The sequence below is a fragment of the Serratia sp. (in: enterobacteria) genome (genome assembly GCF_052400455.1).
GTDB classification, from domain to species: domain Bacteria; phylum Pseudomonadota; class Gammaproteobacteria; order Enterobacterales; family Enterobacteriaceae; genus Serratia; species Serratia ureilytica.
Map to the genome: position 1 here is coordinate 1,000,600 of NZ_CP185812.1, position 22,661 is coordinate 1,023,260.

Sequence of the window (22,661 nt, forward strand, 5' to 3'; positions counted from 1 at the left end):
AGTTTTTTATTGTGTTGTGTTTGCTTGGCTGTTGTTCACTTGCAAAGCGCGAGCCAGCGTTATTGATAGTAGCCGCAGATGGGCGCACGCGCGGCGAGCAGGGTGGGAAATGTGAGCGGAAACAGGGAAATAAAGCACTGAAGGCGGGCGTATTGCCCCAAAAAGGGGCATAAAAAACCGGCCGCGGAGGCCGGTTGATTCACTATCAGGCTGAAATTACAGCTTGGCAGCGTTTTCAGACAGGTATTTTGCCACGCCGTCTGGGGAAGCGCCCATACCTGCTTTGCCTTTTTCCCACTGAGCCGGGCACACTTCACCGTGCTCTTCGTGGAATTGCAGCGCGTCAACGGTACGGATCATTTCGTCGATGTTACGGCCGATTGGCAGGTCGTTAACCACCTGAGCACGCACGATGCCGTCTTTGTCGATCAGGAAGGAGCCGCGCAGCGCAACGCCGGCTTCCGGGTGTTCGATGCCGTAAGCTTTCTGGATTTCACGCTTAACGTCAGCAACCATTGCGTATTTCACTTCACCGATGCCGCCTTTGTCGACAGGGGTTTTACGCCATGCGTTGTGGACGAACTCTGAGTCGAAGGAAACGCCAACCACTTCAACGCCACGCTTCTGGAACTCTTCATAGCGGTGATCGAAAGCGATCAGCTCGGAAGGGCATACGAAGGTGAAGTCCATTGGCCAGAAGAACAGGACGGCCGGTTTGCCGTTCAGGTGCTTCTTCAGGTTGAAGTTTTCAACGATTTCGCCGCTACCCAGTACGGCAGCTGCAGTGAAGTCAGGGGCTTGACGAGTTACCAGGACCATAATTACTCCTGTAATAGGTGTTAAAGGGTGGATGTAAAAACAAGGGCCAGTATAGGGGCCGCGACGTGGTGAATAAAGGGCAAAAGACCAATCGCTGAGATAGCTTTTACCTATTAAATTCACTAATTAAATTTGACAGGCTTTAAAAATAACCTTTTCCCACAAAAGGGCAAGCGGCAAAACGTAAATTCTTGCAAGGCGCTGCAATTTCAAACGCTTGGGCTTGACCTCACAGCGTTTTTTCCTTCGCCTGCTGCATCATTTGCGGATAAAACTGCCAGAATTGTGTTTCAAGCTGATGATAATGCCGCTCGACGTCGGCGAACGAGCCGGCCAGGGCATCGAGGCGCGGACGGCGGCTGGCCATGCCCTGCAATACCCGGGCGATGAACGGCAATTCGGCGTAGCGTTCCAGCCAGCGTTCCGGCCACAGATAGCCGTTCAGGTTCTGAAAACGCGGCGGCGTGAGCGGCAGGTAAGGTTCGATCTGGCTGCGGGCTTCCTGGGTAAACTGGTGCAGGTCGCGTGAAGGCTCCAACTGCTGCCAGTGGCGCGCCAGAAAATGGTCCCACACCACGTCGAGGGTAATTGGCGCTACGCGGCGGTAGGGGGCGCTGAAATAGTCGCGGCAGGCTTTCACCTGCGGCAGGCTGTCGGTCAGCACGTCGACGCGGCGGTGCATCATGATGCCGGCCACCACGTCGGGCTGGTAGTCGGCGGCGGGATTGCCGCGCACGAAATCGGCCAGCAGGTTGCCCAGCAGCGAGCTGTCCGCCAGCATGGCCAGGTGAAGATGAGCGAGAAAATTCATCCCTCAACTATACCCGAAGTCAGGCAAATCCTCCTTATTTCTTGCCGCTGACCGCCCCCGGCTTTAGACTAGGCCGCCTGTTTTTTACCAACCAGCCTTAAATTGAAGAAGTGAATACCCATGCGCGTCGCTGATTTTTCGTTTGAACTTCCCGAATCCCTGATTGCCCACTATCCCCAGGCCGAGCGCAGCGCATGCCGCCTGCTGCAGCTGGACGGGCCGAGCGGGGCGCTGACGCACGGCGTATTCACCGATCTGCTGGACAAGCTGGAAGCCGGCGACCTGCTGGTGTTCAACAATACCCGCGTGATCCCGGCGCGCATGTTCGGCCGCAAGGTCAGTGGCGGCAAGATTGAAGTGCTGGTGGAGCGCGTGCTGGACGACCATCGCGTGCTGGCGCACGTGCGCGCGTCGAAAGCGCCCAAGCCGGGCGCCGAGCTGCTGCTGGGTGATGACGAGAGCATCGCCGCCACCATGGTGGCGCGCCACGAGACGCTGTTCGAGCTGCGCTTCAACGACGAACGCGATGTCTTCACCCTTCTCAACGCGGCCGGCCATATGCCGCTGCCGCCTTATATCGCTCGCCCGGATGAGGACGCCGACCGCGAACTGTATCAGACGGTCTACAGCGAGAAGCCGGGCGCGGTCGCCGCGCCGACCGCCGGTCTGCACTTCGACGAACCGCTGCTGGCGGCGCTGCGCGCCAAGGGCGTTGAAATGGCGTTCGTAACGCTGCACGTCGGCGCCGGCACCTTCCAGCCGGTGCGCGTGGAAACCATCGAAGATCACGTGATGCACGCCGAATACGCCGAAGTGCCGCAGGAGGTCGTGGATGCGGTGCTGGCCTGTAAAGCGCGCGGCAAGCGCGTGGTGGCGGTGGGCACCACCTCGGTGCGTTCGCTGGAAAGCGCCGCGGCGGCCAGCAAAGAGGCGCTGATTGCGCCGTTCTTCGGCGACACCAGCATCTTTATCTATCCGGGTTACCACTATCAGGTGATCGACGCGCTGGTGACCAACTTCCACCTGCCGGAGTCCACCCTGATCATGCTGGTGTCGGCTTTCGCCGGCTACAAAAATACCATGAACGCCTATCAGCAGGCGGTGGCCGAGCAGTATCGCTTTTTCAGCTACGGCGATGCGATGTTCATCAGCCGTAATCCGCAGGCGGAAAACGAGTCCGTCGGCGGTTAATTTCCCGGGCTGCGCCCACGGCGCGGCCCTGTTTCAACGACATCAGACTGTTTCTCTGATGCTGGAGGCTTTGTGAAGTACGAACTACAAACTACCGATGGCCGCGCACGCCGCGGCCGCCTGATTTTCGACCGCGGCGTAGTGGAAACCCCGGCCTTTATGCCGGTTGGTACCTACGGCACGGTCAAGGGCATGACGCCGGAAGAAGTGAAAGAGACCGGCGCGCAGATCCTGCTGGGCAACACCTTCCACCTGTGGCTGCGCCCTGGCCAGGAGATCATGAAGCTGCACGGCGATCTGCACGATTTCATGCAGTGGCCGGGCCCGATCCTCACCGACTCCGGCGGTTTCCAGGTGTTCAGCCTGGGGGCGATGCGCAAGATCAAAGAGGAAGGCGTGTACTTCCGCAATCCGATCAACGGCGACAAGGTGTTCCTGAGCCCGGAAAAATCGATGGAAATCCAGTATGACCTGGGTTCCGACATCGTGATGATCTTCGATGAATGTACGCCGTACCCGGCCGACTGGGACTACGCCAAGCGTTCGATGGAAATGTCGCTGCGTTGGGCGCAGCGCAGCCGCCAGCGTTTCGACGAGCTGGAAAATAAAAATGCGCTGTTCGGCATCATTCAGGGCGGCGTTTACGAAGATTTACGTGATGTTTCAGTAAAAGGGCTGGTGGATATCGGCTTTGATGGGTACGCTGTGGGCGGCTTGGCTGTAGGCGAGCCGAAAGAGGATATGCATCGCATTCTTGAACACGTTTGCCCGCAAATTCCGGAAGATAAGCCACGCTATTTGATGGGCGTCGGCAAGCCGGAAGATTTGGTGGAAGGCGTGCGCCGCGGCATCGACATGTTCGACTGCGTCATGCCGACCCGCAACGCCCGCAACGGCCATTTGTTCGTGACTGACGGTGTGGTAAAAATCCGTAATGCCAAGCACAAGGATGATACTTCTCCGCTGGATAAAGACTGTGATTGCTACACGTGTCGCCATTACAGCCGCGCCTACTTGCACCATCTCGACCGTTGCAACGAAATATTGGGTGCTCGACTGAACACAATTCATAACCTGCGTCATTACCAGCGCCTGATGGCGGGTTTACGCCAGGCTATCGAAGAGGGTAAATTAGAGCAGTTTGTTGCGGATTTCTATGGTCGGATCGGCAAGCCGATTCCGCCTTTAAACGCTTGATCTAATAATTGATAACTTAATGAGGGAATTTCAATGAGCTTTTTCATTTCTGACGCCGTCGCATCCGCAGGGGCTCCGGCTCAGGGAAGCCCGTACTCTCTGATCATTATGCTGGTGGTGTTCGGCCTGATCTTCTACTTCATGATCCTGCGCCCACAGCAGAAACGCGCGAAAGATCACAAGAAGCTGATGGACTCCATCGGTAAAGGCGACGAAGTGCTGACCACCGGCGGCCTGATCGGTCGCGTGACCAAAGTGGCCGACACCGGCATCATCGCCATCGCGCTGAACGACACCACGGAAGTGATGATCAAGCGTGACTTCGTGGCGGCCGTTCTGCCGAAAGGTACCATGAAGGCCCTGTAATCTTTTTTCCCGAAGGGAATTGCCGTGCTAAACCGTTATCCTTTGTGGAAGTATCTGATGTTGATCGTCGTGATCCTCGTCGGTCTGCTTTATGCGCTTCCCAACATCTACGGTGAGGATCCGGCCGTACAAATCACTGGCGCGCGCGGCGTCGCCGCCAGTGAAACTACGCTGGACCAGGTCCGTACCGTATTAGAAAAAGACAACATCGCGAGCAAGTCGATTGCGCTGGAAAATGGCGCCATCCTGGCTCGCTTTAAAGATCCTGACGTTCAGCTGCGCGCCCGCGAAGCGCTGGTGACCGAGCTGGGTGACAAATTCGTCGTGGCGCTGAACCTGGCGCCGGCTACGCCGACCTGGCTGGCCATGCTGGGCGCAGAGCCGATGAAACTCGGTCTGGACCTGCGCGGCGGCGTGCACTTCCTGATGGAAGTGGACATGGACACCGCGTTGAGCAAGCTGCAGGAACAGACCATGGATACCCTGCGCAGCGAGCTGCGCGAGAAGGGCATTCCTTACGCGTCTATCCGCAAGCTGGACAACAACGGCGTGGAAGTTCGCTTCCGCGACGATGCGGCCCGTGACCAGGCCATCAGCTATATCGGCCCGCGTCAGCGCGATCTGGTGCTGTCCGCCAATGGCGCCAACACCATGAAAGCCAGCCTGACGGACGCCCGTCTGAGCGAAGCGCGCGAATACGCCGTACAGCAGAACATCACTATCCTGCGTAACCGCGTCAACCAGCTCGGCGTCGCCGAACCGCTGGTGCAGCGCCAGGGATCCGACCGCATCGTGGTTGAGTTGCCGGGCATTCAGGACACCGCGCGCGCCAAAGAAATTCTGGGCGCCACCGCGACGCTGGAATTCCGCCTGGTGAACACCAATGCGGACGCCACTGCGGCGGCCAACGGCCGCGTGCCGGGCGATTCCGAGGTGAAATACACCCGCGACGGCCAGCCGATCGTGCTGTACAAGCGCGTGATCCTGACCGGTGACCACATCACCGACTCCACCTCGAGCACCGACGAATACAACCAGCCGCAGGTTAACATCTCGCTGGACAGCGCCGGCGGCACGTCGATGTCCAACTTCACCAAGGACAACATCGGCAAACCGATGGCGACCCTGTTCGTGGAGTACAAGGACAGCGGCAAGAAAGACGCCAACGGCCGTGCGGTGCTGGTGAAACAGGAAGAAGTGATCAACGTGGCGAACATTCAGTCGCGTCTGGGCAACAGCTTCCGCATCACCGGCATCGGCAACCCGAACGAAGCGCGTCAGCTTTCGCTGCTGCTGCGTGCGGGTGCGCTGATTGCGCCGATTCAGATCGTTGAAGAGCGCACCATCGGTCCAACTCTGGGTCAGCAGAACATCACCCAAGGTCTGGAAGCCTGTCTGTGGGGCCTGGTGGCGTCCATCGTCTTCATGGTGGTCTGGTACCGTAAGTTCGGCGTGATCGCCACCACGGCGCTGGTCGCCAACCTGGTGTTGATCGTCGGCGTGATGTCCCTGTTGCCGGGGGCGACGCTGACCATGCCGGGCATTGCCGGGATCGTGTTGACGCTGGCGGTGGCGGTCGACGCCAACGTACTGATTAACGAACGTATCAAGGAAGAGCTGAAGAACGGCCGGTCCGTTCAGCAGGCGATCCATGAGGGCTATAAAGGCGCGTTCTCCAGTATCGTCGACGCCAACATCACCACCCTGATCACCGCGGTCATCCTGTACGCAGTCGGCACCGGTTCGATCAAGGGCTTTGCGATCACCACCGCTATCGGTGTGGCGACGTCCATGTTCACCGCGATTGTCGGTACCCGTGCCATCGTCAACCTGCTTTACGGCGGCAAACGCATTAACAAGCTGTCTATCTGAGGAGTGCGTTGTGGCACAGGATTATACTGTTGAGCAACTCAACTACGGCCGTAAAGTCTACGACTTTATGCGCTGGGACTACGTGGCTTTCGGCATCTCGTTGGTGCTGTTGGTCGCGTCGATCGCCACCATGTCGGTGCGCGGCTTTAACTGGGGTCTGGATTTCACCGGCGGTACGGTGATTGAAATCAACCTGGAGAAGCCGGCTAACCTCGACCTGATGCGCGATACGCTGGAGAAGGCCGGGTTCCAGGATCCGATTATCCAGAACTTCGGCAGCAGCCGCGACGTGATGGTGCGCATGCCACCGGCGACCGGCACCGCAGGCCAGGAACTGGGCAATAAGGTGATCGGCGTGATCAACGACTCGGTGGATAAAAACGCCACCGTGAAGCGCATTGAGTTCGTCGGCCCGAGCGTGGGCAGCGAGCTGGCGCAAACCGGCGGCATGGCGCTGCTGGTGGCGTTGATCTGTATCCTGATCTACGTCGGCTTCCGCTTCGAATGGCGCCTGGCGCTGGGGGCGGTTATCGCGCTGGCGCACGACGTGATCATCACGCTGGGCGTGCTGTCGCTGTTCCACATCGAGATTGACCTGACCATCGTCGCGTCCCTGATGTCGGTTATCGGTTACTCGCTGAACGACAGCATCGTGGTCTCCGACCGTATTCGTGAGAACTTCCGCAAGATCCGCCGCGGTACGCCTTACGAGATCATGAACGTGTCGTTGACCCAGACGCTGAGCCGTACGCTGATGACTTCCGGGACCACCCTGATGGTGGTGCTGATGTTGTACATCTTCGGTGGCGCGATGCTGCAAGGCTTCTCGCTGGCGATGCTGATCGGCGTGTCGATCGGTACCGTTTCCTCTATCTACGTCGCGTCCGCGCTGGCGTTGAAGCTGGGGATGAAACGCGAACACATGCTGCAGCAAAAAGTGGAAAAAGAGGGCGCGGATCAGCCTTCGATTCTGCCTTAACCGCCGCAGTATTCAGCGAAATGAGAAGGAGCGCCTATCGGCGCTCCTTTTTTTTGCCTCGGATTTCAGTGTTGCTGCACCACCGCCGGCTGGGCGGTGGCTACCAGGCTGTGCAGACGGATATAGCCCAGCTGTTCCGGCGTCAGGCCGCTGAAGCGCAGCTCGAAGTCCTGCCCGGGTTTCGGCAGCAGCGAGTCGGCGCTGGCGATCGGTTGCGACAGCGCCTCGGCGGTCAGTGGTCGGCCGGTGGCCGCGTCCAGTTGGCCCCATTCCACCACCGCTTTAAACGGCGGCAGCGTGGCCTGTGAGAGGATGCGCACATGCAGCTGCGCCTGGGCACCGTTGGCTTCGCTCTTGATGTGGCTCAGCGAAACGCTCAGTTCGCCGATGCCGCTTTGCAAACGGGCGGCGCTCCGCGCCGCCGGCAGCAGGTAGACGCCGTTGTCGGAGTGCTGATTGAGCTGGTTTTGCCGCTCCAGCGCGGTGGCCTGATCGGTCAATACGCTCACTTTTTGGTTCAGTGCGGCGACCTGATGGCGCAGCTGAGGCACGGCGGCGTTGTGCGCGCAGCCAGTGAGCAACACGGCGGCGGCGAGCAGGGCGATTTTGGGATAACGGGTTGTCATGACGGCGATTTCCTATGCTGAATCTCCTGCTATCAAGCTTAGCCCGCATGGCGGTGAAAGTCATATCGGCGCCGCCTGCCCGCCGCTTATCGCAACAAATGGCCGACGCCCTTTGTTGTGGCTTCACTTCGGGTTAAACTGCATTTATCTATAAAAAACGTTTATCAGGACGTGTTATGCATTGCCCTTTCTGCGCCGCCGTTGATACCAAAGTCATTGATTCCCGCCTGGTGGGGGACGGTTCGCAAGTACGCCGTCGTCGCCAGTGTCTGGTATGCAATGAACGCTTCACCACCTTCGAGGTGGCCGAGCTGGTGATGCCGCGAGTGATTAAAAGCGATGAGGTGCGCGAGCCGTTCAACGAAGACAAACTGCGTCGCGGCATGCTGAAAGCGCTGGAAAAGCGCCCGGTCAGCTCGGACGACGTGGAAAACGCCCTTAACCATATCAAATCCCAACTGCGCGCCACCGGCGAACGCGAAGTGCCGACCAAATTAGTCGGCAATCTGGTGATGGACGCGCTGAAAAAGCTGGATAAGGTCGCCTACATTCGCTTCGCGTCGGTGTACCGCAGCTTCGAAGACGTGCGCGAGTTCGGCGAAGAGATTGCCCGCCTGCAAGACTAAAGGATCTTTCATGCATCACGACGAATTTTACATGGCGCGCGCCTTCGAGCTGGCGCGGCTGGGGCGTTTCACCACCGCGCCCAATCCGAACGTCGGCTGCGTTATCGTGCGCGACGGCGAAATTGTCGGTGAAGGCTATCATCTGCGCGCCGGCGAGCCGCACGCGGAAGTGCACGCGCTGCGCATGGCGGGCGACAAGGCGCGCGGCGCCACCGCCTATGTGACGCTCGAGCCGTGCAGCCATCACGGCCGCACGCCGCCCTGCGCCGATGCGCTGGTGGCCGCCGGCGTGACGCGAGTGGTCGCGGCGATGCAAGATCCCAATCCTCAGGTGGCGGGGCGCGGCTTGTACAAGCTGCAGCAAGCCGGCGTCGAAGTACGTCATGGCCTGATGCTGGCCGAGGCCGAAGCGGTCAACCTGGGCTTCCTCAAACGCATGCGCACCGGTTTTCCCTATGTGCAACTGAAGCTGGGCGCGTCGCTGGACGGCCGCACGGCGATGGCCTCCGGCGAAAGCCAGTGGATCACCTCACCCGAAGCGCGTCAGGACGTGCAGCGGCTGCGTGCGCAGAGCGCCGCCATTCTCAGCACCAGCGCCACCGTGCTGGCGGACGATCCGTCGCTGACGGTGCGTTGGGATGAGCTGGATGCCGAGACCCAGCGCCTCTATCCGCGTGAAAATCTGCGTCAGCCGCTGCGCATCCTGCTCGACAGCCAAAATCGCATTACCCCGCAGCACCGCGTGGTGCAGCAGCCGGGCGCCACCTGGCTGGCGCGGCTGCAGGCGGATGAACAGGTCTGGCCGCAAGACGTTGAGCAGTTTATCTGCCCGGCGCACGGCGGCGGCGTCGATCTGGTGGTGATGATGATGCTGCTGGCCAAGCGCCAGGTGAATTCAATCTGGGTGGAGGCGGGGGCGACGCTGGCTGGCGCGCTGCTGCAGGCCGGCCTGGTGGATGAGCTCATTTTGTACATCGCGCCAAAACTGTTGGGCGATAATGGCCGCGGCCTGTGTCATTTGCCGGGTCTTGAGCGTCTGGCCGACGCACCGGAATTCGTCTTTAGCGACGTGCGCCAGGTTGGCCCCGATCTGCGTTTGCGCCTGCGGGCGAAACACTGAATCTCGCGCCCGCGCGCCGGTTTTACAAAAGCGCCGCGCAGGCGATGAAAGAATATGATAGAATCCGCCCCCCTGCGGGGTATTGAACCCATTTTTAAGGAAAGCCCATGAAAGTTATCGAAGGTGTTGTTGCTACTCCAAATGCCCGTGTGGCGATCGCAATTGCACGTTTTAACAATTTCATCAACGACAGCCTGCTGGAAGGCGCCATCGACGCGCTGAAACGCATTGGTCAGGTTGCTGACGACAACATCACCGTTGTCTGGGTCCCGGGCGCTTACGAGCTGCCGCTGACGGCGAGCGTATTGGCCAAAACCGGCAAATACGACGCGGTTATCGCGCTGGGCACCGTTATCCGTGGGGGCACCGCGCACTTCGAATATGTGGCGGGCGAAGCCAGCTCCGGCATCGGCAACGTTGCGATGAATGCCGAAATCCCGGTTGCCTTTGGCGTGCTGACCACCGAAAGCATCGAACAAGCGATCGAACGCGCCGGCACCAAAGCGGGCAACAAGGGCGCTGAAGCCGCGTTGACCGCACTTGAAATGATTAATGTTATCAAAGCTATTAAAGCCTGAATTTAGTTAAGGGGAATTCCGTGAAACCTGCTGCTCGTCGCCGCGCTCGTGAGTGCGCTGTTCAAGCGCTTTACTCTTGGCAGTTGTCTAAAAACGACCTTGCCGATGTTGAACACCAGTTCCTGACGGAGCAGGATGTCAAAGATGTTGACGTCGCCTATTTTCGCGAGTTGCTGTCCGGCGCGGCAGTGAATGCAGGTATGCTGGACGAACTGATGGCGCCTTACCTGTCGCGTCAGCTCGAAGAGCTGGGCCAGGTGGAACGCGCGGTGCTGCGCGTCGCGCTGTTTGAACTGAAAATGCGCGAGGATGTCCCTTACAAGGTGGCGATCAACGAAGCGATCGAGCTGGCGAAAACCTTCGGCGCGGAAGACAGCCACAAGTTTGTGAACGGGGTGCTGGATAAAGTGGCGCCAACCCTTCGCAAGAAAAAGTAAAAACATTAAGGCCGGCATTCCCGGCCTTAATTTCTTCTAGTGGAATATCGATATGGCATGCGGCGAATTTGACCTCATTGCCCGCTATTTTGACCGGTTTAAGCGCGTGCGCCGGGATGTACAGTTGGGCATTGGAGATGACTGCGCACTGCTGGCAGTGCCGGAAAAACAGCTGGTGGCCGTCAGTACCGATACGTTGGTCGCGGGCATTCACTTCCTGCCGGACATCGATCCGGCCGATCTCGGGTATAAAGCGCTGGCGGTCAATCTGAGCGATCTGGCGGCGATGGGCGCCGATCCGGCGTGGCTCTCGCTGGCCCTGACGCTGCCGGAGGTGAACGAACCCTGGCTGAAGGCGTTCAGCGACAGCCTGTTCGATCAACTCAATTATTACGGCATGCAGCTGATCGGCGGCGATACCACGCGCGGCCCGCTGAGCATGACCTTGACCATTCAGGGGCTGATCCCGGCCGGCCGGGCGTTGAGCCGCAGCGGCGCGCGCATCGGCGACTGGATCTATGTGACCGGCACGTTGGGCGACAGCGCCGCCGGTTTGGCGATCCTGCAGGATCGCCTGGCGGTGACGGATAGCGCGGCGCGTGATTATCTGGTCGCTCGCCATCTGCGTCCGCAGCCGCGGGTGCTGCAGGGGCAGGCGCTGCGCGATCTGGCCAGCTCGGCAATCGATCTTTCCGACGGCCTGATTTCCGATCTGAAGCATATCCTGAAGGCCAGCGACTGCGGCGCGCGCATCGTGCTGGACGAGCTGCCGATGTCGCAGGCGCTGAGCAGCCATGCCGATGCCGAACAGGCGCTGCGTTGGGCGCTGGCGGGCGGCGAAGACTACGAGCTGTGCTTCACCGTGCCGGAGATCAACCGCGGCGCGCTGGACGTGGCGCTGAGCCACCTCGGGGCCGATTACACCTGTATCGGTCAGATTGGCCCGCTGTCTGAAGGCATTCGCTATTACCGCAACGACGAGGCGGTGGTGCTGGACTGGGCCGGGTTCGATCATTTCAACGCGGAGCCGGGCACCCATGGATGAAGCCAAGCGTCGGCTGCGGATGAGCAATCCGTGGCACCTGCTGGCCACCGGTTTCGGCAGCGGTTTGTCACCGGTGATGCCGGGCACCATGGGATCGCTGGCGGCGATCCCGTTCTGGCTGCTGCTGATCCAACTGCCGTGGCAGCTCTACTCGCTGACGGTGATGTTCAGCATTTGCATCGGCGTCTATATTTGCCACCGCACGGCAAAAGACATGAAGGTGCACGATCACGGCAGCATCGTCTGGGATGAGTTCGTCGGCATGTGGATCACGCTGATGGCGCTGCCGGTCAACGATTGGCGCTGGGTCGCCGCCGGTTTCGTCATCTTCCGCATTCTGGATATGTGGAAGCCGTGGCCGATCCGCTGGTTCGACCGCAACGTGCATGGCGGCATGGGCATCATGGTCGACGATATCATCGCCGGCGTGCTGTCTGCGGGCATCATCTACCTGATTGGGCACCACTGGCCGATCGGGCTGTTCTGACAGCCGGGCGCGCTTCTTCGCGCCCGCCTCTCTTATTCAAACCCCGTCACCCGATGCGGCACGTAAGCCGTTTCCAACTCCGCCACCTCTTGCGGCGACAAACTCAAATCGACCGCGGCAATGGCGTCGTCCAACTGCTCGCTGCGTGACGCGCCAACGATCGGCGCGCTGACCGCCGGCTTGTTCAGCAGCCAGGCCAGCGCGATCTGCGCGCGTGGCACGCCGCGTTCCTCCGCCAGGCTGGCGACGCGCTCGGCGATAATGGCGTCGATGCCTTCGGTTTCATCGTACAGACTCTTGCCGAACTGGTCCGAGACCAGGCGGGCGGTGGTTTCGCCCCAGGGGCGGGTCAGGCGGCCGCGCGCCAGCGGGCTCCACGGCAGTACGGCGATGCCTTCGGCGACGCACAGCGGGTGCATCTCGCGCTCTTCTTCGCGCTGGATCAGGTTGTATTGATCCTGCATGCTGACGAAGCGCGTCCAGCCGTGCAGATCGGCGGTATACAGCGCCTTGGCGAACTGCCAGGCGTACATGGAAGAGGCGCCGATGTAACGCGCCTTACCGGCTTTCACCACGTCGTGCAGTGCTTCCAGCGTCTCTTCCAGCGGCGTTTCGTAATCCCAGCGATGGATTTGCAGCAAATCGACATAGTCGGTGCCGAGACGGCGCAGGCTGTCGTCGATGGACTGCATGATCTTGGCGCGCGACAAACCGCGCTCCAGGTTGCTCAGCGGGAAATAGACCTTGGTTGCGATCACCACCTCCTCGCGGCGTGCATAGTCGCGCAGCGCCCGGCCGAGGATCTCCTCGCTGCTGCCGTCGGAATAGCTGTTGGCGGTGTCGAAAAAGTTGATGCCGGCTTCCAGCGCCTGTTTCAACAGTGGGCGGCTGCTTTCTTCCGGCAGCGTCCAGGCGTGATTGCCGCGGCTCGGTTCGCCGTAGGTCATGCAACCCAGGCAGATGCGCGAGACGTTCAGATCGGTGTTGCCCAGTTTGAGATATTTCATGCTTGCCTCCCATTCACAGCTCAGACAGTAACTGTAGCGCGGATCCCGGAGGGCGGAAATGAAAACGCCCCCGAAGGCGGAGGCGTTTTATCAGGCGCGAGTGGCGAATTACTGCGCCAGCCAGGTTTCGATTTGGCGCTGAATGCCGGCGGCGTCCAGCCCCAGATCGGCGCGCAGTTCTTCCTGGGTGCCCTGTGAGACGAAGCTGTCCGGCAGGCCGAGGTTCAGCACCGGCACCGGACGGCGTTTGGCCATCAGCAGTTCGTTGACGCCGCTGCCGGCGCCGCCCATGATGGCGTTCTCTTCCAGCGTGACCAGCGTTTCATGGCTGGCGGCCAGTTCGAGCACCAGCTGCTCGTCCAGCGGTTTGACGAAGCGCATGTCGACCAGCGTGGCGTTGAGCGCTTCCGCCGCCGCAGCGGCCTCCGGCAGCAGGGTGCCGAAGTTGAGAATGGCGATCTTTTCCCCCTGGCGGCGCACCACGCCTTTGCCGATCGGCAGCAGGCTGAGCGGCTCCAGCGCAGCGCCGGTGCCGGTGCCGCGCGGATAGCGCACGGCGCTCGGGCCGTCGTTGTAGTGATAGCCGGTATACAGCATCTGGCGGCATTCGTTTTCGTCGCTCGGCGTCATGATCACCATGGTCGGGATGCAGCGCATGAACGACAGATCGAACGCCCCCTGGTGGGTCTGGCCGTCGGCGCCGACGATGCCGCCGCGATCGATGGCGAACATCACCGGCAGGTTTTGGATCGCCACGTCATGGATCAGCTGATCGTAGGCGCGTTGCAGGAAGGTGGAATAGATCGCCACCACCGGCTTGTAGCCGCCGATCGCCAGCCCGGCGGCGAAGGTGACCGCGTGTTGCTCGGCGATCGCCACATCGAAATATTGCTGCGGATAGTCGCGCGAGAACTGCACCATGCCGGAACCTTCGCGCATCGCCGGCGTGATCGCCATCAGTGAGCTGTCTTTGGCGGCGGTTTCACACAGCCAGTCGCCGAAGATTTTCGAATAGGTCGGCAGACCGCCGGCGCTTTTCGGCAGCGTGCCGCTGGCGGGATCGAACTTCGGCACCGCGTGGAAGCTGATCGGATCCTTCTCCGCCGGCGCGTAACCGCGGCCTTTCTTGGTCATGATGTGCAACAGCTGCGGGCCTTTCAGATCGCGCATGTTTTTCAACGTGGCGACCAGGCCCTGTACGTCGTGCCCGTCTACCGGGCCGATGTAGTTGAAGCCCAGCTCTTCGAACAGCGTACCCGGCACCACCATGCCTTTCAGGTGCTCTTCGGTGCGTTTCACCAGCTCCTTGATCGGCGGCACGCCGGCCAGCACTTTTTTGCCGCCTTCGCGCAGGGTGGAGTAAAGCTTGCCGGACAGCAGCTGCGCCAGATGGTTGTTCAGCGCGCCGACGTTTTCCGAGATCGACATCTCGTTGTCGTTCAGCACCACCAGCATGTCCGGATTGATGTCGCCGGCGTGGTTCATCGCTTCGAACGCCATGCCGGCGGTGATGGCGCCATCGCCGATCACGCACACCGTGCGGCGGCCTTTGCCTTCACGCTCTGCCGCCACCGCCATGCCGAGGCCGGCGCTGATCGAGGTTGACGAATGGCCGACCGACAGCACGTCGTATTCGCTTTCGGCGCGCCACGGGAAGGGGTGCAACCCGTTCTTTTGCCGGATAGTGGCGATCCGGTCGCGGCGGCCGGTCAGGATTTTGTGCGGGTAGGCCTGGTGACCGACGTCCCACACCAGATGATCGAACGGCGTGTTGTAGACGAAATGCAACGCCACCGTCAGTTCGACGGTACCCAGCCCGGAGGCAAAGTGGCCGCTGGAGCGACTGACGCTGTTCAGCAGATATTGCCGCAGCTCATCGCACAGCTTCGGCAAGCTCTCTTTGGGCAGTGAGCGGAGTTCCTCGGGGTTTTCCGCTAGCGCCAGGGTTGGGTATTTGGCTATATCAAGACTCATTCGATACTCATATCAGAGGAGTTAACGTCACACGTTAATTGTCGCGTTCAATAATGAAGCTGGCTAACGCTCGCAATGGCGCTGTGTTATAAGATTGCGCTGCCAAAGTGTCTAATGCAGCTAATGCTTCCTGATAGAGATCCCACGCTTTTGCTTTCGCGCTGTCAAGCCCGAGTAACGCCGGGTAGGTACTCTTTCCGTGTTGTTGGTCCGCTCCCTGGCGCTTGCCGATCTTTTCAGTCTCGCCGACAACGTCCAAAATGTCATCCTGCACCTGGAACGCCAGGCCGACCGCAGCAGCATAACGATCCAACTGCGGCAGCGCCGCTCGTCCTGCTTCGCCGGCGCTCAGCGCGCCCAGACGCACCGCGGCGCGGATCAGCGCACCGGTTTTGTGGCGGTGGATCTGCTCCAGCGCCTGCAGATCGACACGCTTGCCTTCGGCCTCCAGATCCAGCGATTGGCCGCCGCACATGCCGGCGACGCCGCTGGCTGCCGCCAGTTCGGAGACCATCGCCAGCCGATCGCGCAGCGCCACGTCGGGCATTTCGGCATCGGCCAGGATCGAAAACGCCAGCGTTTGCAGCGCATCGCCGGCCAGGATCGCGTTGGCTTCGCCGAATTTAATGTGGCAGGTCGGCTGGCCGCGGCGCAGATCGTCGTCGTCCATCGCCGGCAGATCGTCGTGGATCAGCGAGTAGGCGTGAATGCATTCCACCGCCGCCGCCGGCGCGTCCAGATTGGTCAGCGATACGCCGAACATCTGGCCGGTGGTGTACACCAGGAACGGGCGCAGGCGCTTGCCGCCCAGTAAGGCGCCATGACGCATCGCCGCCACCATGTTGCCGTTGTTGAACGGCAGCGGGGCGATGAAATCCAGCAGCGCGCGATCGGCGCGCCGGCGGAAAATCTGCAGTTGATCGGCAAAAGCGGCCGATGGGACGATCTCAGACATGTCGGTTACTCGGTATCCGGTGTGAAAGGCGCCAACGCCGCGTCGTCGGCGCTGTCGTTAAGGAGGATCTGCACACGCTGTTCCGCCTGTTGCAGTTTCTGCTGGCCTTGACGCGCCAGCTGCACGCCGCGTTCGAATTCGTTCAGCGCGTCTTCCAGCGGCAGTTCGCCCGACTCCAGACGCGTCACGATGCTTTCCAGCTCGCCGAGGGCGCTTTCAAAGCTGGCTGTTTGCTCTGTACTGGCTGATTGTGCTGGTTTTTTCGGCATAATTTTCTTTTTACGTCATCATGTGAACCGTGGCGCCAGAGCCTATCCTAGCGGATCTTGATTAGCAAATCATGGCGCTCATGTGTGGTTTTGTGCGCAGAGCACGGCGATATGGTGATATACTCCGCGCCGTAATTCTTATCTGACAACAAAGACCGCCATGAAGTTTATCATTAAATTGTTCCCGGAAATCACCATCAAGAGCCAATCTGTGCGCTTGCGCTTTATCAAGATTCTCTCGACCAATATTCGCAACGTCCTGAAGCAGTATGATGAAACGCTGGCGGTCGTCCGTCACTGGGATCATATCGAAGTTCGCGCCAAAGATGAAAACCAGCGGCCGGTCATCGCCGACGCGCTGACGCGGATTCCCGGCATCCACCATATTCTGGAAGTGGAAGATCGCGCTTATACCGATATCCACAACATCTTCGAGCAGACGCTGGAAGCCTACCGCGCCCAGCTGGAAGGCAAAACCTTCTGCGTGCGCGTCAAGCGCCGCGGCAAGCAGGCGTTCAACTCGCAGGACGTGGAGCGCTACGTCGGCGGCGGTCTGAACCAGCATATCGACAGCGCGCGCGTTAACCTGACCCGCCCGCAGGTCACGGTAAACCTCGAGATCGAAGACGACAAGCTGATGCTGGTTAAACGCCGCCTCGAAGGCATCGGCGGTTACCCGGTCGGCACTCAGGAAGACGTGATGTCGCTGATTTCCGGCGGTTTCGACTCGGGCGTGTCCAGCTATATGCTGATGCGTCGCGGCTGCCGCGTGCACTTCTGCTTCTTTAACCTGGGCGGCGCCGCGCATGAGATTGGCGTGAAGCAGGTGGCGCACTATCTGTGGAACCGTTTCGCCAGTTCGCACAAGGTGCGCTTCGTCGCCATCGACTTCGAACCGGTGGTGGGCGAGATCCTGGAGAAAGTCGACGACGGCCAGATGGGCGTGGTGCTCAAGCGCATGATGGTGCGCGCCGCTTCGCAAGTGGCCGAACGCTACGGCGTGCAGGCGCTGGTAACCGGTGAAGCGCTGGGGCAGGTGTCCAGCCAGACGCTGACCAACCTGCGCTTGATCGACAATGCGTCCGATACGCTGATCCTGCGTCCGCTGATCTCGCACGATAAAGAGCACATCATCAAACTGGCGCGTGAAATCGGCACCGAGGACTTCGCCAAAACCATGCCGGAATACTGCGGCGTGATTTCGAAGAGCCCGACGGTAAAAGCCGTCAAGGCCAAGATTGAAGAGGAAGAAAGCCACTTCGATTTCAGCATTCTCGATCGGGTGGTGAGCGAGGCGAAGAACGTCGATATTCGCTCCATCGCCGAGCAGGCGCAGGAGCAGGTGACCGAAGTGGAAACCGTCGCGGCCTTCGGCGCCGACGAGGTGATCCTGGATATCCGTTCCAACGACGAGCAGGAAGAGAAGCCGTTGCAGCTGGAACAGGTTGAAGTGAAAGCGCTGCCGTTCTACAAGCTGAGCACCCAGTTCGGCGATCTGGATCAGAGCAAAACCTATCTGCTGTACTGCGAGCGCGGCGTAATGAGCCGCCTGCAGGCGCTGTACCTGCTGGAGCAGGGCTTCAGCAACGTGAAGGTTTATCGCCCGTAATGCGGGCAGCGGCGTAAATGAGAGGGGCTGAACCGGTGTTCAGCCCTTTTTTTATCGACAAGCCGCTCAGTCGCGGAAATCGTACATCCCAGGGATCAGCACCAGCTGCGCGGCGATCTCCGCCGCTTTGGCCTTGCCGAGCAGCAGGTCTATCAGCTTCAGTGCAAACTCCATCGCGGTGCCCGGCCCCTGGCTGGTGAGCAGGTTGACGCGCGCGTCGTACACCACGCGGCGCTCCATCCATTTATCCGCCGATATCCGATCTTTCAAACCCGGGAAACCGGTCATATTGCCGATCGGGAATAGATCGTGGTGCTGCAGCACCAGCGCCGGGGCCGCGCAGATGGCGGCGACGATGTGGCCCTGCAGATGCATCTGCCGCACTTTTTCCACCAGCAGCGGACTGTCGCGGAAGCATTCCGCCCCCTGCAGGCCGCCGGGCAGCACGATGGCGTCGAAAGGCTCATCGACGATCGCCACCAGCGGCGCGTCGGCCAGCAGTTTGACGCCGCGCGAACAAACGATAGTCAGCTCGCCGTCGCCGGCGACGCTGGCGGTAGTGACTTTAACGCCCGCCCGCACCAGCAGATCGATGGTGGTGACGGCTTCGGTTTCTTCGCTACCAGGTGCCAGGCAGACCAGCGCCGATACGCTCATATTCATTTTCCTTTCGTTTAATCAATTCAAACAGCCGCGCATTCTCCGGCAGCGTGAGGCCGTGGCTGCGCGCGCGGCGCAGCAGGTAGCCGGTGATGTAGTCGATCTCGGTATGCCGCTGGCTGCGGATATCCTGCAGCATCGACGAAACGTTGTCGGCGGTGCTGTGGATCACGTCCATCACGTATTGCATCAGGCCTTCGCAGGAGGTGTGGTAACCCTCCATGGCCATCACGCTGGCGACTTCACGACACAGCGCTTCGATCTGCTCCGGGTAGCGCTGCAGATCGCCGTTGCGGCAGCCGTACAGCGCCGTCAGCGGGTTGATCACGCAGTTGACCGCCAGCTTGCGCCAGTTGGCCGAGGCGATGTTGTTGTGCCAGGCGACGTCGGGCAGCGCCTGATGCAGCACTTCCGCCAGGTGGCTGAGGTGCTGGGCGGCCGGTGAGGTGGGGCCGATGTGGGTGATGCCGGTGGCGACGTGGATAATGGTGCTGCCTTCGTGGCGCGCGGCGTGGGTGGTGGTGCCCTGCAAGATGGGCTGGCCATTCGGCGGCAGCTCCTCCTGAGTGCCCATGCCGTTGTGCAGCAGCAAGATGGCGCAGCGGGGGCTCAGCTTCGGCAACAGCGCGCTGACCGCGCTGGATACCTGCCAGGCTTTCAGCGTCACCAGCAGCAGCTCGCTTTGCGCGAGGTGCTCCGGATCGTTGGTGGGCAAATTGCGATTAAACGAGACGCCTTCCGGCTCTATCACGTTCACGGCGCAAAAAGGCTGCGGCACTCTTAGCCATCCCTGTACATCGTGGCCCTGCTGATACAGCCGGGAGAGCCACAGTTGTCCGAGCGCGCCGCAACCAAGAATGGTTATTTTCATTCAGTCTCCTTGGAAACACGGGAATACCGCTCAATTACCGTGATCTAACTATAGGCTTTATGGCAGCCTGAAGCGCTATCCCTGCGTGCGTTCAGCAGATTTTGTCTGAGGCGGCAAAGCGGTTATCATGCTCGGCATCAAAATCGCCTAAGCTATTAGGCACTCATTCAGGAGGAAGAAGTATGCCATCTTTCGACATCGTTTCCGAAATTGATATGCAGGAAGTGCGTAACGCCGTTGAGAACGCCACCCGCGATCTCGGCACCCGCTGGGATTTTCGCAACGTGCCGGCCAGCTTTGAGCTAAACGAGAAGAATCAAAGCATCAAGGTTGCCACCGAGTCTGATTTCCAGGTGCAGCAGCTGCTCGACATTCTGCGCGAAAAGCTGAGCAAGCGCAGCATCGACGGCGCCGCGCTGGAGATCCCGGACGAGTTTACCCACAGCGGTAAAACCTACAGCGTGGAAGCCAAGCTGAAGCAGGGGATTGAAACCAGCGTGGCGAAGAAAATCGTCAAGCTGATCAAAGACAGCAAGCTGAAGGTGCAGGCGCAGATCCAGGGCGAAGAAGTGCGGGTGACCGGCACGTCACGCGACGACTTGCAGAGCGTGATGGCGCTGGTGCGCGGCGGCGATCTGGGCCAGCCGTTCCAGTTCAAGAACTTCCGCGATTAATCTCGACGGGGCCGGCATTGCCGGCCCTGATTTTTTACAGCGAATTGACCAGCGCTTCCAACTGACCGCGATTGGTCTGCTTGGTATCCACCTTGACGTAGGCGCTGCGCTCTTCCGGCACGACGATCGCCTCGGCCACGCCGGGCTGCGCCTTCAGGCGGCTTTCCAGCGCTGAATCCTTCACCGCCAGTTCCGACAGCGTAATGCGCAGGCTGCTGACATACGGCGGCTCTTTCATGGTGCTGCTGACCAGGAACCAGACGGCGGCCAATACCGCGCCGGCGATAAACACCAAGCCAGCCCCTTGCAAACCGTACAGCCAGCCGCCGAGGCTGCCGCCGATCGCCACGCCGATAAACTGGCTGGTGGAGTACACCCCCATCGCGGTGCCCTTGTAGCCGGCCGGCGATTCTTTGCTGATCAGCGAAGGCAGGATGGCTTCCATCACGTTGAAGGCCATAAAGAACAGCTGCACGCCGGCGATGATGCCCCATAGATGAGCACCGGAGAGCCACAGCAGCACTTCGGCGCAGAACAGCACCGCCACGCAGCCCATAAACACCTGCTTCATGCGGCGATATTTCTCGGCATAGATAATGAACGGCACCACGGCAGCGAACGACACCAGCATGGTCACCAGGTAGACGATCCAGTGTTCGCTGGCCGCCAGCCCGGCTTTTTCCATCGCCAGCGGCAGCGCCACGAAGCTCGACATCAGCAGAATGTGCAGACACATGATGCCGAAGTTGAGTTTCAACAGGCGCGAGTTGCTCAGCACTTTGCGGAAGCTGCCGCGCACGATGCTGGACTCGCGGTTCAGCAGATGGGTGTCGGCGGAAGGCACCACTGCCAGGGTGATGACGATGCCGGCCAGCGCCAGCACGGCGATCATCCAGAACAGCGCGTGCAAGCCCAAGGCGTGAGTGATGATAGGGCCCAGAACCATGGCGATGGCGAAGGTGATGCCGAAGCTGACGCCGATAAAAGCCATCGCTTTGGTGCGGTTCTGCTCGCGGGTCAGATCGGAGAGCAGCGCCATTACCGCGGCGGCGATGGCGCCGGAGCCTTGCAACGCGCGGCCGAGGATCACGCCCCAGATAGAGTCAGTGACGGCGGCGATCACGCTGCCGAGGGCAAAGATCAGCAGGCCGCCGACGATCAGCGGCTTGCGGCCGATGCGATCGGACACCAGGCCGAACGGGATCTGAAACACCGCCTGCGCCAGGCCGTAAATGCCGATGGCGATGCCGATCAGCGCTTCGCTGGCGCCGTTGAGCGCCATGCCGTAGGTGGTCAACACCGGCAATACCATAAACATGCCGAGCATGCGCAGGGAGAATACGGTGCCCAATCCCCAGGTGGCGCGGCGCTCCTGCGGGGTCATTGAATTATCGTTCACATCAAACCTCGGTAAAAACCATGCCATCAGACGTTGAGACAGCGCCTGATGGCATGATTTCTGTAAAGCTGCGTCATTTTAGTGTGCAGGGCAGGGGGGGTAAATCGAATGTTGTTTAACAGATATTACAGTTTGGCCGCTTTTCGGCGTGACAAATAAAATGGGCCGCATACGCGGCCCATTGACAGATGATTTGGCTTACCAAACGTAGGTCACCAGCGCTTCAGGCGCCGCCGTGGCGCTGAAGTCGATCGACATCATCACGCTCAGCGAGGTGATGGCGACGATGGAGAACACGAACAGTTTACGCGCCCAGACGCTGTCGTTTTCGGTTTTGTAACCGCGCAGCGCCATGCCCAGCCACCATACGCTCACCGCCGCAGCGACGATCAGGTATTTGTAGCCGGCGTAGCCCACCAGGGTCAGCATCAGCGTGGCGATCATAAACGCCAGGATGTAGACCGTGATGTGGTTCTTGGCGACGGAAATGCCTTTCACCACCGGCAGCACCGGAATGTTGGCCGCCTGGTAATCTTTAAAGCGGAAGATAGCGATCGCATAAGAATGCGGCATCTGCCACAGGCTAAAGATAGCCAGCAGGATCAACGCGCCGGCGTCGAACTCGTTGGTGACCGCGCAGTAACCGATAACCGGCGGCGCGGCGCCCGACAAGCTGCCGATCAGCGTGCCGTAGACCGAGTGGCGCTTCATGTACAGGCTGTAAACGCCGACATAAACCACGAAGCCCATCACCGCCAGCCACATGGCCAGCGGGTTGGCCGCGATATACAGCAACGCGAAGCCCACAATACCCAACGCGGTCGCATAAACCAGGGTGACACTCGGCGCGATCAGGCCTTTTACCAGCACCCGATTCTTCGTTCTCTCCATCTTCTTGTCGATGTCGCGGTCGATGTAGTTGTTAAACACACAGCCCGACGCGACCACCAACGAGACACCCACCAGGGTGGCGAGAAACAGGGGATAGTCGATGCTCCCTTTGGAAGCGAGCAGGAATCCCCCAACGACAGAAATTAAATTGCCGAAAATAATTCCTGGTTTAGTGACTTGCAGGTATTGCTTAATCAT

24 protein-coding genes are annotated in these 22,661 nt (G+C 60.1%); 13 read left to right on the forward strand and 11 right to left on the reverse strand.

Annotation, left to right across the window (positions count from 1 at the left end):
* Nucleotides 1-216 precede the first annotated feature (216 nt).
* Both ACORQT_RS04750 and ACORQT_RS04755 read right to left on the reverse strand, forming a co-directional pair.
* Nucleotides 217-819, reverse strand: coding sequence for a peroxiredoxin C (locus tag ACORQT_RS04750; protein ID WP_004940403.1), 603 nt, complete (start codon nt 817-819; stop codon nt 217-219).
* A 229-nt stretch (nt 820-1,048) separates the two neighbouring features.
* Nucleotides 1,049-1,630, reverse strand: a complete 582-nt coding sequence (locus ACORQT_RS04755; protein WP_025301748.1) for an ACP phosphodiesterase — start codon at nt 1,628-1,630, stop codon at nt 1,049-1,051.
* Between the two features lie 120 nt (nt 1,631-1,750).
* Between ACORQT_RS04755 and queA the strand changes: the two genes are divergently transcribed.
* The 5 genes from queA to secF all read left to right on the forward strand — a co-directional run bounded on the left by queA (nt 1,751) and on the right by secF (nt 7,235).
* Nucleotides 1,751-2,821 carry a tRNA preQ1(34) S-adenosylmethionine ribosyltransferase-isomerase QueA gene (gene queA / locus ACORQT_RS04760; protein WP_033651079.1) on the forward strand — a complete coding sequence of 357 codons (1,071 nt, stop codon included), beginning with the start codon at nt 1,751-1,753 and terminating at the stop codon, nt 2,819-2,821.
* A gap of 72 nt (nt 2,822-2,893) precedes the next feature.
* A complete protein-coding gene (tgt, locus tag ACORQT_RS04765; RefSeq protein ID WP_016928877.1) occupies nt 2,894-4,018 on the forward strand; it encodes a tRNA guanosine(34) transglycosylase Tgt in 1,125 nt (374 codons plus the stop codon).
* Nucleotides 4,019-4,051: 33 nt separating this feature from the next.
* Nucleotides 4,052-4,384, forward strand: coding sequence for a preprotein translocase subunit YajC (gene yajC, locus ACORQT_RS04770; protein ID WP_004940391.1), 333 nt, complete (start codon nt 4,052-4,054; stop codon nt 4,382-4,384).
* 24 nt (nt 4,385-4,408) lie between these two features.
* Nucleotides 4,409-6,256 carry a protein translocase subunit SecD gene (gene secD / locus ACORQT_RS04775; protein ID WP_071845087.1) on the forward strand — a complete coding sequence of 616 codons (1,848 nt, stop codon included), beginning with the start codon at nt 4,409-4,411 and terminating at the stop codon, nt 6,254-6,256.
* Nucleotides 6,257-6,266: 10 nt separating this feature from the next.
* A complete protein-coding gene (secF, locus tag ACORQT_RS04780; RefSeq protein WP_019454209.1) occupies nt 6,267-7,235 on the forward strand; it encodes a protein translocase subunit SecF in 969 nt (322 codons plus the stop codon).
* 65 nt (nt 7,236-7,300) lie between these two features.
* Here secF and ACORQT_RS04785 read toward each other — a convergent pair whose 3' ends face one another.
* Nucleotides 7,301-7,861: a DUF3251 domain-containing protein gene (locus ACORQT_RS04785; RefSeq protein WP_033651081.1), complete on the reverse strand. Its 561-nt coding sequence runs from the start codon at nt 7,859-7,861 to the stop codon at nt 7,301-7,303.
* A 176-nt stretch (nt 7,862-8,037) separates the two neighbouring features.
* Here ACORQT_RS04785 and nrdR point away from each other — a divergent pair, with 176 nt between their 5' ends.
* The 6 genes from nrdR (at nt 8,038) to pgpA (ending at nt 12,154) form a co-directional block, all read left to right on the forward strand.
* Nucleotides 8,038-8,487, forward strand: coding sequence for a transcriptional regulator NrdR (gene nrdR, locus ACORQT_RS04790; RefSeq protein WP_004940387.1), 450 nt, complete (start codon nt 8,038-8,040; stop codon nt 8,485-8,487).
* 10 nt (nt 8,488-8,497) lie between these two features.
* Nucleotides 8,498-9,607, forward strand: coding sequence for a bifunctional diaminohydroxyphosphoribosylaminopyrimidine deaminase/5-amino-6-(5-phosphoribosylamino)uracil reductase RibD (ribD, locus tag ACORQT_RS04795; RefSeq protein WP_164057383.1), 1,110 nt, complete (start codon nt 8,498-8,500; stop codon nt 9,605-9,607).
* 107 nt (nt 9,608-9,714) lie between these two features.
* Nucleotides 9,715-10,185: a 6,7-dimethyl-8-ribityllumazine synthase gene (gene ribH, locus ACORQT_RS04800; RefSeq protein ID WP_004940385.1), complete on the forward strand. Its 471-nt coding sequence runs from the start codon at nt 9,715-9,717 to the stop codon at nt 10,183-10,185.
* 20 nt (nt 10,186-10,205) lie between these two features.
* Nucleotides 10,206-10,622: a transcription antitermination factor NusB gene (gene nusB, locus ACORQT_RS04805; RefSeq protein WP_004940384.1), complete on the forward strand. Its 417-nt coding sequence runs from the start codon at nt 10,206-10,208 to the stop codon at nt 10,620-10,622.
* A gap of 52 nt (nt 10,623-10,674) precedes the next feature.
* Nucleotides 10,675-11,667, forward strand: coding sequence for a thiamine-phosphate kinase (thiL, locus tag ACORQT_RS04810; RefSeq protein WP_033642058.1), 993 nt, complete (start codon nt 10,675-10,677; stop codon nt 11,665-11,667).
* Nucleotides 11,660-12,154, forward strand: coding sequence for a phosphatidylglycerophosphatase A (gene pgpA / locus ACORQT_RS04815; protein ID WP_033634010.1), 495 nt, complete (start codon nt 11,660-11,662; stop codon nt 12,152-12,154). The genes thiL and pgpA overlap by 8 nt, the downstream gene beginning before the upstream one ends.
* Before the next feature lie 32 nt (nt 12,155-12,186).
* Here the strand turns inward: pgpA and ACORQT_RS04820 are convergent, their stop codons facing one another.
* The 4 genes from ACORQT_RS04820 to xseB form a co-directional block, all read right to left on the reverse strand.
* Entirely contained in the window at nt 12,187-13,161 is a 975-nt protein-coding gene (locus ACORQT_RS04820) for an aldo/keto reductase (RefSeq protein ID WP_164057382.1), read from the reverse strand.
* A gap of 108 nt (nt 13,162-13,269) precedes the next feature.
* Nucleotides 13,270-15,135 (reverse strand): 1-deoxy-D-xylulose-5-phosphate synthase, encoded by a 1,866-nt coding sequence (gene dxs / locus ACORQT_RS04825; protein ID WP_033642060.1) that lies wholly within the window; start codon nt 15,133-15,135, stop codon nt 13,270-13,272.
* 34 nt (nt 15,136-15,169) lie between these two features.
* Complete coding sequence (gene ispA, locus ACORQT_RS04830) at nt 15,170-16,090, reverse strand: (2E,6E)-farnesyl diphosphate synthase (RefSeq protein WP_033642061.1); 921 nt, start codon at nt 16,088-16,090, stop codon at nt 15,170-15,172.
* A gap of 5 nt (nt 16,091-16,095) precedes the next feature.
* Nucleotides 16,096-16,359 (reverse strand): exodeoxyribonuclease VII small subunit, encoded by a 264-nt coding sequence (gene xseB / locus ACORQT_RS04835; RefSeq protein WP_033642062.1) that lies wholly within the window; start codon nt 16,357-16,359, stop codon nt 16,096-16,098.
* 160 nt (nt 16,360-16,519) lie between these two features.
* On the opposite strand from xseB, the gene thiI reads away from it, so the two are divergent.
* Nucleotides 16,520-17,968 (forward strand): tRNA uracil 4-sulfurtransferase ThiI, encoded by a 1,449-nt coding sequence (thiI, locus tag ACORQT_RS04840; RefSeq protein ID WP_089191252.1) that lies wholly within the window; start codon nt 16,520-16,522, stop codon nt 17,966-17,968.
* A 66-nt stretch (nt 17,969-18,034) separates the two neighbouring features.
* Here thiI and yajL read toward each other — a convergent pair whose 3' ends face one another.
* Entirely contained in the window at nt 18,035-18,625 is a 591-nt protein-coding gene (yajL, locus tag ACORQT_RS04845; protein ID WP_164057381.1) for a protein deglycase YajL, read from the reverse strand.
* Nucleotides 18,588-19,499, reverse strand: coding sequence for a 2-dehydropantoate 2-reductase (gene panE / locus ACORQT_RS04850; protein WP_033642065.1), 912 nt, complete (start codon nt 19,497-19,499; stop codon nt 18,588-18,590). Before panE ends, yajL begins: the two co-directional genes overlap by 38 nt.
* Nucleotides 19,500-19,681: 182 nt before the next feature.
* Between panE and ACORQT_RS04855 the strand changes: the two genes are divergently transcribed.
* Nucleotides 19,682-20,173 (forward strand): YajQ family cyclic di-GMP-binding protein, encoded by a 492-nt coding sequence (locus ACORQT_RS04855; protein ID WP_444859333.1) that lies wholly within the window; start codon nt 19,682-19,684, stop codon nt 20,171-20,173.
* A gap of 34 nt (nt 20,174-20,207) precedes the next feature.
* On the opposite strand, the gene ACORQT_RS04860 is transcribed toward ACORQT_RS04855, so the two are convergent.
* Together ACORQT_RS04860 and cyoE are read right to left on the reverse strand one after the other, a co-directional pair.
* A complete protein-coding gene (locus ACORQT_RS04860; RefSeq protein ID WP_025301760.1) occupies nt 20,208-21,572 on the reverse strand; it encodes an MFS transporter in 1,365 nt (454 codons plus the stop codon).
* 198 nt (nt 21,573-21,770) lie between these two features.
* Nucleotides 21,771-22,661, reverse strand: a complete 891-nt coding sequence (gene cyoE, locus ACORQT_RS04865; RefSeq protein WP_025301761.1) for a heme o synthase — start codon at nt 22,659-22,661, stop codon at nt 21,771-21,773.